Consider the following 12,421-nt stretch of genomic DNA (forward strand, 5'->3'; position numbering starts at 1 on the left):
TGCTCGTACGGTCTGCTCGAACGCCTCCGGGAGCACCCTTCCGGAGGCCCGCGCAACACGGGCTGGGCTGATGGGGTGTCAACCTGTGAGGGGGGAATCACTTACCGGGGTGGTTTGTTAGCCTGGGTGTGGCACCGGCTCGATCCAAGCCCCCGGGCCCAACCTTCGTCGCTTCGAGCGACCACTTGCCGCGAGGCGAGCATGGCGGGTCGGTGCCACTTACCGCACGTACCACCAGGTCCGCGCCCCAGGAATGGGCGCGGACCTGGTGGCGTTTTCGGGTGCGTCGGATGGTTGCGCTTCCACCACGGGACGCCTGTCTCGTATGGTGGAAGTTGGTTTTCGAAAACAAAACGACCACTATTACCAGCTACTCGCTGGTAGGTGCGACCATCGGATAGCGCTGCCGGGGCCTTTTGCGCAAGAGGGCCGCGGCGGCGGTGCGGTCCCAGGAAAAGCTAGGAAAGTTGAGGAATCCGGCCATGGCAACGGCGCCAAGCGTCTCGTACTCGATGACGGTCCGGCTGGAGGTGCCCGCGAGCGGAACCGCGGTCTCCCAGCTCACCACGGCCGTGGAATCCTCCGGCGGGTCCGTGACCGGCCTCGACGTGACCGCCTCCGGTCACGAGAAGCTGCGGATCGACGTCACCATCGCAGCCTCCTCCACCGCACACGCGGACGAGATCGTCGAGGGGCTGCGCTCCATCGAGGGCGTCGTCCTCGGGAAGGTCTCCGACCGGACCTTCCTGATGCACCTCGGCGGCAAGATCGAGATGCAGTCCAAGCACCCGATCCGCAACCGTGACGACCTCTCGATGGTCTACACCCCGGGCGTGGCCCGGGTCTGCATGGCGATCGCCGAGAACCCCGAGGACGCCCGCCGCCTCACCATCAAGCGCAACTCCGTCGCCGTGGTCACCGACGGCTCCGCCGTGCTCGGCCTCGGCAACATCGGCCCCAAGGCCGCGCTGCCGGTCATGGAGGGCAAGGCGGCCCTCTTCAAGCGCTTCGCCGGCATCGACGCCTGGCCGCTGTGCCTGGACACCCAGGACACCGACGAGATCGTCGCGATCGTCAAGGCGATCGCCCCCGGCTTCGCGGGGATCAACCTGGAGGACATCTCCGCACCCCGCTGCTTCGAGATCGAGGCCCGGCTGCGCGAGGCCCTGGACATCCCGGTCTTCCACGACGACCAGCACGGCACCGCGATCGTCGTCCTCGCCGCGCTCACCAACGCGCTGCGGGTGGTCGGCAAGGCCGTCTCGGACGTACGGGTCGTCATGTCGGGCGCCGGCGCCGCCGGTACGGCCATCCTGAAGCTGCTGATCGCGGCGGGCGTGAAGCACGCCGTCGTGGCCGACATCCACGGCGTGGTGCACGCGGGCCGCGAGGACCTCGTCGACGCGGCGCCCGGCTCCGCCCTGCGCTGGATCGCGGACAACACCAACCCCGAGGGCGTCACCGGCACGCTCAAGGAGGCCGTCGTCGGCGCGGACGTCTTCATCGGCGTCTCCGCCCCCAACGTCCTCGGCGCCGAGGACGTCTCCGCGATGGCCGAGGACGCGATCGTGTTCGCGCTCGCCAACCCGGACCCCGAGGTCGACCCGGCCGTGGCCCGGCAGACCGCCGCCGTGGTCGCCACCGGCCGCTCCGACTTCCCGAACCAGATCAACAACGTGCTGGTCTTCCCGGGCGTCTTCCGCGGTCTGCTGGACGCCCAGTCCCGCACGGTCAACACCGAGATGATGCTGGCCGCCGCCGCGGCCCTCGCCGACGTGGTGACCGAGGACGAACTCAACCCGAACTACATCATTCCGTCCGTCTTCAACGACAAGGTCGCCGGGGCCGTCGCCGGTGCCGTGCGCAACGCGGCGAAGGCGGCCGGCGCGGATGTGACGGGTTCCACGTCCGCCTGACCTCCGGCGCGTCGCGCGGTCCCGGGCCGCTGCCGCCGATCTAGGGTGGCCGGACCACGGACCGGGCGGCTCCGGTGAGTCCCCGCCGTGTCGACGGAACGTCACCACCGCGAGGCAGTGGCGCTTTTCGTGTGACCCAGGAGGGTGCCGGATTGGCGTTCGCGCCGTCGGTGGAGGCAGGATGCTGCTCCGAGGACCTGCGTCCCTGGGGAGTTTCACCAGACAGGGCGGGGTTCACTGACGGACCCCCGGTTCGGGGGAGTGTCAGAGGGCCCTGGCAGCATCGGCTTCGACTCACGCCTCACAGGCAAGAAGAAACACGGGAGTAAGAACATGAACCGCAGTGAGCTGGTGGCCGCGCTGGCCGACCGCGCCGAGGTGACCCGCAAGGACGCCGACGCCGTGCTGGCCGCCCTTGCCGAGACCGTCGGCGAGGTCGTCGCCAAGGGCGACGAGAAGGTCACCATCCCCGGCTTCCTGACCTTCGAGCGCACCCACCGTGCCGCTCGCACCGCGCGCAACCCGCAGACGGGCGACCCGATCCAGATCCCCGCGGGCTACAGCGTGAAGGTCTCGGCCGGCTCGAAGCTGAAGGAAGCGGCCAAGGGCAAGTAAGTCCCCGGGTCCCTCGACCCGCGGTGCCCGGCGACGGGCCGAGTGCGGGACGCGGGAGCCAGGACGAACGGACAAACGCAAGGGCGGTCACCACCAGGTGGTGACCGCCCTTGGGCGTTGCTGCGACCGTCAGGCTCTCAGCCGAGCGGGCCGGACGGCAGCTCGACCTTCGCGCCGAGGTCGCCCAGCTTCTGCATGAAGTTCTCGTAGCCGCGGTTGATCAGGTCGATGCCGTGCACCCGGGACGTGCCCTGCGCCGCCAGCGCGGCGATCAGGTACGAGAAGCCGCCCCGCAGGTCCGGGATGACCAGGTCGGCGCCCTGGAGCTTGGTGGGGCCCGACACGACCGCAGAGTGCAGGAAGTTGCGCTGGCCGAACCGGCAGTCCGAGCCGCCCAGGCACTCCCGGTACAGCTGGATGTGCGCGCCCATCTGGTTCAGCGCGGAGGTGAAGCCCAGCCGCGACTCGTACACCGTCTCGTGGACGATGGAGAGCCCGGAGGCCTGCGTGAGGGCCACCACCAGCGGCTGCTGCCAGTCGGTCTGGAAACCGGGGTGCACGTCCGTCTCCAGGGCGATCGCGCTCAACGAGCCGCCCGGGTGCCAGAAGCGGATGCCCTCGTCGTCGATCTCGAAGGCGCCGCCCACCTTGCGGTAGGTGTTCAGGAACGTCATCATCGAGCGCTGCTGGGCGCCGCGGACGTAGATGTTGCCCTCGGTGGCGAGCGCCGCGGACGCCCACGAGGCGGCCTCCAGCCGGTCCGGCAGCGCCCGGTGGGTGTAACCGCCGAGGCGGTCGACGCCCGTGATGCGGATGGTGCGGTCGGTGTCCATCGAGATGATGGCGCCCATCTTCTGCAGGACGCAGATCAGGTCCTCGATCTCCGGCTCGACCGCCGCGTTCGACAACTCCGTGACGCCCTCGGCGAGGACGGCGGTCAGCAGCACCTGCTCGGTGGAGCCGACGGAGGGGTACGGCAGCCGGATCTTCGTGCCGCGCAGCCGCTGCGGGGCCTCCAGGTACTGCCCGTCGTCCCGCTTCTCGATCTTCGCGCCGAACTGCCGCAGCACGTCGAAGTGGAAGTCGATCGGCCGGCCGCCGATGTCGCAGCCGCCGAGGCCGGGGATGAACGCGTGGCCCAGGCGGTGCAGCAGCGGGCCGCAGAAGAGGATCGGGATGCGGGAGGAGCCCGCGTGCGCGTCGATGTCGGCGACGTTCGCGGACTCCACGTGCGTCGGGTCGAGCACCAGCTCGCCCGGCTCCTCACCGGGCCGGACCGTCACCCCGTGCAGCTGGAGCAGCCCGCGCACCACCCGGACGTCACGGATGTCCGGCACGTTGCGCAGTCTGCTCGGTTCACTGCCCAGGAGAGCGGCGACCATTGCCTTCGGCACCAGGTTCTTGGCGCCGCGGACGCGGATCTCGCCCTCCAGCGGGGTGCCGCCGTGGACAAGCAGTACATCGTCTGTGCCGGTCATGGATCTCGCGTTCCGGAGTGGTCGGGCAGTGGGACAGAGAAAAGGGTAAGGGGCGGGGGGCGGTGCCCCGTAAGGCCGAGGAGGGTCCCGGTACGTAATGATTTCGGTACAGCACGCTGCGTCCCCGCGCAACGCCGCAGCGTGACCCCCCGCGGGGTGCGCGTACGGTCCGCGCTCTCGCCGTGCGGCGCGCTCTGGTCCAGCGTCTGCGGCCACAGGCGGCCCGCGGAGACCAATGCTCCCGCAGGGTTACGGCGGGGTGGTCAGGGGTGCTGGGGTCCCCCATGCCCTCCGGGCAGAGGGGGTGGACTGCGCGGACAACCCACCACCGGGCCACAGAGACAAATGCCACCCCGCAGGGGAACGGCGCGGTTGTCGGGGGCGCCGGGGCAGGGCACGCGGTGGAGCACCCCGGGGCGCGCTGGGTTTCGCCGCATCGGACCCGCAACCGGGCCCGATGCGGGATCATGTAGCGCATGACCGAGGTGTCCTCGCTCACCGGGCGACTGCTCGTCGCCACACCGGCACTCGCGGATCCGAACTTCGACCGCACCGTCGTCCTTGTCCTCGACCACGACGACGAGGGCTCCCTCGGCGTGGTCCTCAACCGCCCCACGCCCGTGGGCGTCGGCGACATCCTGGAGTCATGGGCCGCGCTCGCGGGCGAGCCGGGCGTCGTCTTCCAGGGCGGACCCGTCTCGCTCGACTCGGCGCTCGGCGTCGCCGTCATCCCGGGGGACGAAGGCCCCATCGGCTGGCGGCGCGTGCACCGCGCGATCGGCCTGGTCGATCTGGAGGCGCCGCCCGAACTGGTCGGCGCGGCCCTCAGCTCGCTGCGGATCTTCGCGGGGTACGCGGGCTGGGGCCCGGGTCAGCTGGAGGCCGAACTGGACGACGGCGCCTGGTACGTCGTGGACTCCGAGCCGGGCGACGTGTCGTCACCGCGGCCCGATCAGCTGTGGCGGGCCGTCCTGCGGCGCCAGCGCAGTGAGTTGGCGATGTTCGCGACCTATCCGGAAGACCCCTCCCTCAACTGACGCCCGGGGACCACCAGGCCGGTCTCGTACGCCGCGATCACCAGCTGGGCCCGGTCCCGCGCGTCGAACTTCCCCAACAGATGGCTGACGTGGGTCTTCACCGTGGACAGGCCCACGTACAGCCGGCGGGCGATCTCGGTGTTGCTCAGGCCGCGGGCCACCAGCTCCAACACCTCGCGCTCCCGCCCGGTGACCGCGTCCAGCGCGGTGGCGTCCGGGCGGCCCTGCGGCGGGCGCAGCGCGAACTCGGAGATCAGGCGGCGCGTCACGCCGGGCGCGATCAGCGCGTCGCCGGCCGCGACGACGCGCACCGCGGAGAGCAGCTCGGCGGGCGGGGCGTCCTTGAGGAGGAAGCCGCTGGCGCCCGCGCGCAGCGCGCCGTACACGTACTCGTCGAGGTCGAACATGGTGAGCATCAGCACACGGGTGGCGGCCGTCTCGGGGGAGGCGCTGATGCGGCGGGCGGCCTCGATGCCGTCGGTGCCGGGCATCCGGACGTCCATGAGGACCACGTCGGGGCGGGTGAGCCGGGCCAGCCGTACGGCCTCGTCGCCGTCCGCGGCCTCCCCGACGGGGGAGAGGCCCGGCTCGGCCTCCACCAGCAGCCGCAGGCTGCCGCGGAGCAGCGCCTGGTCATCGGCGACGAGCACCCGGATCACGGGCCCACCTCGACGTGCGCCCGGGCCGCTTCGGGCTCGGGCGCCGGCTCGCCCCCGGGGCGGTGGACGCGCTCGTACGGAATCGTCGCCCGGACCTCGAAGCCGCGGGGTGCGCGCGGGCCGGCCGCGAAGACGCCGCCGTACAGCGCGACGCGCTCGCGCATGCCCACGATGCCGTGGCCGTCGGGCGCGGGGCCGCCGGGCGGGCCGTCGTCGGCCACGACCAGCCGCACCGCGGTGCCGTCGGAATCGACCGCGACCCGGCACGGGGTGCCCGGGCCGGCGTGGCGCAGGACGTTCGTCAGGGACTCCTGCACGATCCGGTAGACGGCGAGGCCGACCCCTTCGGGCAGACCTTCGAGGTCACCCACGGTCAGCTCGGCGCCGGCGCGGGCAGCCAGCTCCGGCAGCTCGGCCACCGTGGGCGCGGGGGCGAGCTGCGCGGGGACGCGCTCGCCGGTGTCCGAGGCGCGCAGCACCCCCAGCATGCGCCGCAGCTCCGTCAGGGCGTCCCGGCCGGTGCCCTCGATGACCCGCAGGGCGTCGTTCGCCGCGTCGGGGCGGGTGCGCACGACGTGGTTGGCCACGCCCGCCTTGACGACGATGAGTCCTATGGAGTGGGTGACCACGTCGTGCAGCTCGCGGGCGATGCGCAGCCGCTCCTCTGTGACGGCGCGCTGCGCGAGCTGCTCGGCCGTACGGATCGCGAACGCGCGCCGCTCGCTGGCCGCCCGGCCCAGCTCCCACGCGCCGAGGAGCACGCCGAAGCCGAGGACGAGCAGGCCGGGGCCGCTCGTCCACCAAGCGCCGCGCCCCTCGCGCAGCGGGGCGACCAGGGCGCACAGGGACAGCGCGCCGACCGCGAGGGCGGGCAGCCACCGCTGCCACCAGTGCTCGCGGGCCCCTTGCACGGCGACCGTGTACAGCGCGAAGGCGGCGGGGACGAACGGATCGTGCACCGCGCCCAGCAGCACGCCGACGCAGGTGGCGGCCAGCACGCCGCCGAAGACCGGCAGCGGCCACAGCCGGCGCACCACCAGCGGAGCCACCGTCACCAACACCAGCAGCGACGCGAGCCCGTCCGGGAGCGCGGACGAGCCGGCGCCGGTGGAGCCGGCGGCACCGGTGGTCGAGACGAGGAGGAGATACGCGGCGACCGCGAGCCCGTCCCGCCCCACCAGGGCCGCTTTCGGTCGTCCGTGGGCGGTCATCCTCCGACGGTAGACGGGCCGTCGGCGCCCGCGCCTCCCCCTCCAGAGGGAGACGCACCTTTCCCTCCGGCGGGGGAGGCGCGGCACCGGCGCGGTGCGTCACGGTGGGAAACGTGATTGACATCCACGACCTGACCAAGCACCGCGGCCGGACGCCCGCCGTGGACGGCCTGAGCTTCACCGTGCGCCCGGGCCGCGTCACCGGCTTCCTCGGGCCCAACGGCGCGGGAAAGTCCACCACGCTGCGGATGATGCTCGGCCTGGACCGGCCCACCCGCGGCTCGGCCCTCTTCGACGGCGTGCCGTACGCCCGGCTGCGCCACCCGCTGCGCACGGTGGGCGCGCTGCTGGAGGCCCGGGCCGTGCACCCGGGGCACTCCGGCCGTTCCCACCTGCGCTTCCTCGCCCGTACGCACCGGATATCGGATGCGCGCGTGGACGAGGTGATCGAGCAGGTCGGCCTCGGAGCCGCGGCGCGCCGCCGGGTGGGGACGTACTCCCTGGGCATGGGGCAGCGCCTGGGGATCGCGGCGGCGCTGCTCGGCGACCCCCGCTATCTGCTGCTGGACGAGCCGGTGAACGGGCTCGATCCGGAGGGCATCGTGTGGATCCGCACCTTGATGCGCGACCTGGCGGGGCAGGGTCGGGCGGTGTTCGTCTCCTCGCACCTGATGGGTGAGGCGGCCCTGACCGTGGACCAGGTGGTGGTCATCGGCCGCGGCCGGCTGCTGGCCGAGGGCGGGGTGCAGGAGGTCGTGGCCGAGCACGCCTCGCCGGGCGGCTCCCTGGAGGAGGCGTTCATCCGCCTCACCGCCGCAGGTCCGCCCGAAGAGGGCGCGAGCAGGCGCACCGGCGTCGGCGGGGGTGCGCGATGAGGGCGGGCGCGCTGGCCCCCGCGCTGGCCGCCGAGTGGTTCAAGCTGCGGACCCTGCGCTCCACCTGGTGGACGCTGGCGGCGGCCTTCGTGGTGAACGTCGCCTTCGGGCTCCTGTACGGGACGATGATCCGGGCGAACGCGGAGGACTACCGCACCGAGGACTTCGACCCGGTCCTCACGGGCTTCGCCGGGGTCTCCATGGGGCAGCTCGCCGTGGTCTGCCTGGGCGTGATGGCCGTCGCCGGGGAGCACACGACGGGCCTGGCGCGCTCCTCCCTGATAGCCGTGCCGGACCGCACGGCGTACTGGACCGCGAAGGTCGCCGTCCTGGGCGCGGCCACGCTCGCGGTGGCCCTGCCCACGGCCTTCGCCACGTTCTTCACGGCTCAGACCGCGATGGGCGGTGAGCTGAACGCCTCCCTGGGCGACCGGGGCGCCCTCCGGGCGGTGTTCGGCTTCGCCCTCCATCTGACCCTGCTGTGTCTGGTGTCGGCCGGGGTCGCCGCGGTGCTGCGCAGCACGATCGCCTCGCTGGCCGTCCTGGTGCCGCTGTTCTTCGTGATCGGGGACGTGCTGGCGACGCTGCCGGGGGTCGCGGAGGCGGGCCGCTTCCTGCCGCACCTGGCCGGCTCGCGGCTGATGTCCACCGTCCCCTTCGACCGGGTCGGCTACGGCCCGCTGACCGGGCTGGCGGTCTTCCTGGCCTGGACCGCGGCGGCACTGGCGGCCGGTCTGGTGGTGCTGCGCCGGCGCGACGCGTGAGCCTGCCACACAGGGGCCGCGCGCCGCGGGCACCCGGGTACCCTTGGATTTCATGAGCACTCTTGAGCCCGATCGCGGGACAGGGACGGGAACCCTCGTAGAGCCGACGCCGCAGGTGTCGCACGGCGACGGCGATCACGAGCGCTTCGCCCACTACGTTCAGAAGGACAAGATCATGGCGAGTGCCCTCGACGGCACTCCCGTGGTCGCGCTGTGCGGAAAGGTCTGGGTGCCGGGGCGCGACCCCAAGAAGTACCCGGTCTGTCCGATGTGCAAGGAGATCTACGACTCCATGGGTCCCGGCGGGGACAAGGGCGGCAAGGACAAGAAGTAGGGCAGCGCTGCCGGGTACCGGCGGCGGGTCCGGAACGGCCCCTGGGGCGCGCGAGTAGGCGCGCCCCAGGGGCCGTTCTGTGTTTTCTGTGGCGATGTGCAGGGTTTGCAGAGGTTTTTCGGGGGGTTCGGCGGTCGTTGCACAGGATGCTCCGCCCGGTCACAGAGTGGTTGAGACCACTTGTCCCCAGGTTTGAGCCGTTCTATGTTCGCCTCCTGTTGTGCAGCACGAAACATGCGTTGCATATGTCGCAATGCATACCTCGCACTCATCCCGAGGGACCGCCCATGAAGCTCCGCTCCCGCATAGCCGCTCCCGTCTCCGCGCTCGTCCTCGCCGGCCTCACCGCCACCGCGTGCGCGCCCCAGACCTCCGACAACAGCTCCTCCAAGGACGAGAAGTCCGGCACGCTGCGGGTCTGGCTCTTCCAGGAGGTCAACAACGGGCCCAAGAAGAAGGTGGTGGACGAGGCCATCGCCGCCTTCACCAAGCGGAACAAGGACGCCAAGGTCGAGGTGGAGTACATCCCCGTCGACACCCGCGCCCAGAAGATCAAGGCCGCCTTCAACGACCCGAAGAGCGCCCCCGACCTGATCGAGTACGGCAACACCGACACCGCCGGTTACGTGAAGGACGGCGGCCTCGCCGACGTCAGCAAGGAGTTCGGCGACTGGGCGGACGCCAAGGACGCCGACGCGACGGCCAAGCAGTCCGTCACCGTCGACGGCAAGGTGTACGGATCCCCGCTCTTCGTCGGCGTGCGCGCGCTGTACTACCGCACCGACGTGTTCAAGGAGCTGAACCTCAAGCCGCCCACCACCCAGGACGAGCTGATCTCCACCGCCAAGCAGATCCGCAAGGCCAAGCCCGAGCTGTACGGTCTCGCCGTCGGCGGCACGTACACCTACGGCGCCATGCCGTTCATCTGGGCCAACGGCGGTGAACTCGCCAAGCAGGACGGCAACAGCTACAAGTCCGCGATCAACAGCCCCGAGGCCCAGAAGGGCATCACCGCCTACACCTCCCTCTTCGGCGACGACAACTGTCCCGCCTCCAAGTGCGCCTCCATGGGCGGCAACGCCACCGTCACCGCCTTCGCCTCCGGCACCGCCGCCATGGCGATCGGCGGCGACTTCAGCCACCAGGCCGTCGAGGCGGGCAAGGCGAAGGGCAAGTACGCCGTCGTCCCGCTGCCGGGCGTCAAGGCCGGCTCCATCGCCCCCGCCTTCGCGGGCGGCAACAACGTCGGCGTCCTCAAGAGCAGCGAGCGCCGCACCCTCGCGGTCGACCTGATGAAGGAGCTGACCGGCAAGGAGAGCCAGCGCAAGCTCTTCGAGGCCATGGGCTTCCTGCCCACCTTCACCGACGTGCGCACCGAGATCGCCGCGAAGGAGCCCTTCGTGAAGCCCTTCGTCGACACCCTCGCCGCCGGCGCCAAGTTCGTCCCCGCCTCCGCCGGCTGGGGCCAGATCGACGCCTCCACCGTCCTGCCGACGATGTTCCAGGAGATCGTCAGCGGCAAGAAGGACGTGGCCGCGGCATCGAACGAGGCCGCCAAGAAGATGGACGCGGCCTTCTCCGCCGCGGGCTGACCGGACGGGACGCGGACACCTCGACATGACGCACGAAGCGACAGCGGGGCCGGGCGCGGTGGCCACCACCGCCCCGGCCCCCGCCGAGAAGCTCTCCGGTCGGACTGGGAAGTCCGGGCCCGCGCGCCGTCGCGGGCCCGGCGGGCGGCACGGCAGCCGCTGGACGCCCTGGCTCTACCTGATCCCCGCGCTGGTGGTCCTCGCGACCCTGCTGGTCTACCCGATCTACCAGCTCGGCCTGATCTCGTTCCTCGAATACACCCAGGCCCAGGTCAGCGGTGGCGAACCCACCACCTTCAAGGGCTTCGGGAACTACCAGACCCTCTTCTCCGACAGCCAGTTCTGGCAGGTCCTGCTGGCGACGGTGGTCTTCGCCGCCGCCTGTGTGATCGCCACCCTGGCCGTCGGCTGCGCCCTCGCCGTGCTGCTGACCCGCATCCGGGCGCTGCCCCGGCTCGCCCTGATGCTGGCCGCGCTCGGTGCCTGGGCCACCCCCGCCATCACCGGCTCCACGGTGTGGGTCTTCCTCTTCGACCCGGACCACGGCCCGGTCAACCGGCTGCTCGGCCTCGGCGACTTCTCCTGGACGTACGGGCGCTACAGCGCCTTCGCGCTCGTCCTCTTCGAGGTCGTCTGGTGCTCCTTCCCGTTCGTCATGGTCACCGTGTACGCGGGCATCAAGGCGATCCCCTCCGAGGTGCTGGAGGCCGCTTCGCTCGACGGGGCGTCCCAGTGGCGGATCTGGCGCACGATCATCGCGCCGATGCTGCGGCCCATCCTGATCGTCGTCACCATCCAGTCGATCATCTGGGACTTCAAGGTCTTCACCCAGATCTACGTGATGACCTCCGGCGGCGGCATCGCCGGGCAGAACCTCGTGCTCAACGTGTACGCGTACCAGAAGGCGTTCGCGTCCTCGCAGTACAGCCTGGGCTCGGCCATCGGCGTGATCATGCTGTTGATCCTGCTGGCCGTCACCCTCGTCTATCTGCGCCTCATGCGACGCCAGGGAGAAGAGCTGTGAGCACTTCTACAAGCACCTCGACGAGCAAGTCGACACACGAGTCGACGAGCAACTCGACGAGCCGTAAGCGCTCCTTCCGGATCCGGCGTCCCTGGCGACTGGCCGCCGAGGCGTCCGCGCTCCTCGTCGCGGTCGTCGTCGCCTTCCCGCTGTACTGGATGGTGCTCTCCGCCTTCAAGCCGGCCGGCGAGATCCAGTCGACCGAGGCGCGCCCCTGGACGCTCAACCCGTCGCTCGACTCCTTCCGCCGCGTCTTCGAGCAGCAGGAGTTCGGGCGCTATTTCCTCAACAGCCTCTTCGTCGCCGGCACGGTCGTGCTCGCCTCCGCGCTGATCGCCTTCCTGGCGGCGACGGCGGTGACCCGATTCAAGTTCAAGTTCCGCACGACGCTGCTGATCATGTTCCTGGTGGCCCAGATGGTGCCCATCGAGGCACTGACGATCCCGATGTTCTTCCTCATGCGGGACCTCGGCCAACTGAACTCCCTCTGGTCGCTGATCCTGCCCCACATCGCCTTCTCGCTGCCCTTCGCCATCTGGATGCTGCGGGGATTCGTGAAGGCCGTCCCCGAAGCGCTCGAAGAAGCCGCCTACATCGACGGCGCCAGCCGCACCCGATTCCTGTGGCAGATCCTCTTCCCGCTGGTCTTCCCGGGGCTCGTGGCGACCAGCGTCTTCTCCTTCATCTCCACCTGGAACGACTTCCTCTTCGCCAAGTCGTTCATCATCAGCGACACCTCGCAGTCGACCCTCCCGATGGCGCTCCTCGTCTTCTTCAAACCCGACGAGAACGACTGGGGCGGAATCATGGCGGGCTCGACGGTGATGACGATTCCGGTGCTCGTCTTCTTCGTCCTCGTGCAGCGACGCCTGGTCTCCGGACTCGGCGGCGCAGTGAAGGACTAAGTCTTCCTCCG

The 12,421-nt window shown here is 70.8% G+C and carries 12 protein-coding genes; 9 read left to right on the plus strand and 3 right to left on the minus strand.

Annotation, left to right across the window (positions count from 1 at the left end; genetic code table 11):
• The first annotated feature begins 482 nt into the window (after window positions 1–482).
• Both AB0E05_RS12225 and AB0E05_RS12230 read left to right on the plus strand, forming a co-directional pair.
• Complete coding sequence (locus AB0E05_RS12225; protein ID WP_361962136.1) at window positions 483–1,916, plus strand: NAD-dependent malic enzyme; 1,434 nt, start codon at window positions 483–485, stop codon at window positions 1,914–1,916.
• Window positions 1,917–2,249: 333 nt separating this feature from the next.
• A complete protein-coding gene (locus tag AB0E05_RS12230) occupies window positions 2,250–2,531 on the plus strand; it encodes an HU family DNA-binding protein (protein ID WP_004571953.1) in 282 nt (93 codons plus the stop codon).
• A 137-nt stretch (window positions 2,532–2,668) separates the two neighbouring features.
• On the opposite strand, the gene murA is transcribed toward AB0E05_RS12230, so the two are convergent.
• Window positions 2,669–4,009, minus strand: a complete 1,341-nt coding sequence (gene murA / locus AB0E05_RS12235; protein ID WP_361962138.1) for a UDP-N-acetylglucosamine 1-carboxyvinyltransferase — start codon at window positions 4,007–4,009, stop codon at window positions 2,669–2,671.
• Between the two features lie 476 nt (window positions 4,010–4,485).
• Between murA and AB0E05_RS12240 the strand changes: the two genes are divergently transcribed.
• Window positions 4,486–5,046: a YqgE/AlgH family protein gene (locus AB0E05_RS12240; protein WP_361962140.1), complete on the plus strand. Its 561-nt coding sequence runs from the start codon at window positions 4,486–4,488 to the stop codon at window positions 5,044–5,046.
• On the opposite strand, the gene AB0E05_RS12245 is transcribed toward AB0E05_RS12240, so the two are convergent.
• Together AB0E05_RS12245 and AB0E05_RS12250 are read right to left on the minus strand one after the other, a co-directional pair.
• A complete protein-coding gene (locus AB0E05_RS12245) occupies window positions 5,019–5,705 on the minus strand; it encodes a response regulator transcription factor (RefSeq protein ID WP_361962142.1) in 687 nt (228 codons plus the stop codon). The genes AB0E05_RS12240 and AB0E05_RS12245 overlap by 28 nt on opposite strands.
• The gene (locus tag AB0E05_RS12250) at window positions 5,702–6,916 is read right to left on the minus strand and encodes a histidine kinase (RefSeq protein WP_361962144.1); all 1,215 of its coding nucleotides are present in this window, start codon (window positions 6,914–6,916) and stop codon (window positions 5,702–5,704) included. The genes AB0E05_RS12245 and AB0E05_RS12250 overlap by 4 nt, the downstream gene beginning before the upstream one ends.
• A gap of 113 nt (window positions 6,917–7,029) precedes the next feature.
• On the opposite strand from AB0E05_RS12250, the gene AB0E05_RS12255 reads away from it, so the two are divergent.
• From AB0E05_RS12255 to AB0E05_RS12280, 6 genes are all read left to right on the plus strand, one after another.
• Window positions 7,030–7,791, plus strand: coding sequence for an ATP-binding cassette domain-containing protein (locus tag AB0E05_RS12255; RefSeq protein WP_361962147.1), 762 nt, complete (start codon window positions 7,030–7,032; stop codon window positions 7,789–7,791).
• On the plus strand, window positions 7,788–8,555 hold the full coding sequence (locus AB0E05_RS12260) for an ABC transporter permease (RefSeq protein ID WP_361962149.1): 768 nt from the start codon (window positions 7,788–7,790) through the stop codon (window positions 8,553–8,555). Before AB0E05_RS12255 ends, AB0E05_RS12260 begins: the two co-directional genes overlap by 4 nt.
• Before the next feature lie 52 nt (window positions 8,556–8,607).
• The gene (locus AB0E05_RS12265) at window positions 8,608–8,889 is read left to right on the plus strand and encodes a DUF3039 domain-containing protein (RefSeq protein ID WP_361962150.1); all 282 of its coding nucleotides are present in this window, start codon (window positions 8,608–8,610) and stop codon (window positions 8,887–8,889) included.
• A gap of 287 nt (window positions 8,890–9,176) precedes the next feature.
• On the plus strand, window positions 9,177–10,481 hold the full coding sequence (locus AB0E05_RS12270; RefSeq protein WP_361962152.1) for an extracellular solute-binding protein: 1,305 nt from the start codon (window positions 9,177–9,179) through the stop codon (window positions 10,479–10,481).
• A 25-nt stretch (window positions 10,482–10,506) separates the two neighbouring features.
• Window positions 10,507–11,505 (plus strand): sugar ABC transporter permease, encoded by a 999-nt coding sequence (locus tag AB0E05_RS12275; protein ID WP_361962154.1) that lies wholly within the window; start codon window positions 10,507–10,509, stop codon window positions 11,503–11,505.
• Window positions 11,506–11,585: 80 nt separating this feature from the next.
• Window positions 11,586–12,410 (plus strand): carbohydrate ABC transporter permease, encoded by an 825-nt coding sequence (locus tag AB0E05_RS12280; RefSeq protein ID WP_361962517.1) that lies wholly within the window; start codon window positions 11,586–11,588, stop codon window positions 12,408–12,410.
• The last annotated feature ends 11 nt before the right edge of the window (window positions 12,411–12,421 follow it).

The sequence above is a fragment of the Streptomyces sp. NPDC048057 genome, from assembly GCF_040653095.1.
Lineage (GTDB): Bacteria > Actinomycetota > Actinomycetes > Streptomycetales > Streptomycetaceae > Streptomyces.

Bases quoted from the DNA above. Each gene is read 5' to 3' on its own strand.
- AB0E05_RS12250 (WP_361962144.1), bottom strand. From the start codon at position 6,916: ATGACCGCCCACGGACGACCGAAAGCGGCCCTGGTGGGGCGGGACGGG.
- AB0E05_RS12225 (WP_361962136.1), top strand. From the start codon at position 483: ATGGCAACGGCGCCAAGCGTCTCGTACTCGATGACGGTCCGGCTGGAG.
- AB0E05_RS12230 (WP_004571953.1), top strand. From the start codon at position 2,250: ATGAACCGCAGTGAGCTGGTGGCCGCGCTGGCCGACCGCGCCGAGGTG.
- AB0E05_RS12265 (WP_361962150.1), top strand. From the start codon at position 8,608: ATGAGCACTCTTGAGCCCGATCGCGGGACAGGGACGGGAACCCTCGTA.
- murA (WP_361962138.1), bottom strand. From the start codon at position 4,009: ATGACCGGCACAGACGATGTACTGCTTGTCCACGGCGGCACCCCGCTG.
- AB0E05_RS12270 (WP_361962152.1), top strand. From the start codon at position 9,177: ATGAAGCTCCGCTCCCGCATAGCCGCTCCCGTCTCCGCGCTCGTCCTC.
- AB0E05_RS12260 (WP_361962149.1), top strand. From the start codon at position 7,788: ATGAGGGCGGGCGCGCTGGCCCCCGCGCTGGCCGCCGAGTGGTTCAAG.
- AB0E05_RS12240 (WP_361962140.1), top strand. From the start codon at position 4,486: ATGACCGAGGTGTCCTCGCTCACCGGGCGACTGCTCGTCGCCACACCG.
- AB0E05_RS12275 (WP_361962154.1), top strand. From the start codon at position 10,507: ATGACGCACGAAGCGACAGCGGGGCCGGGCGCGGTGGCCACCACCGCC.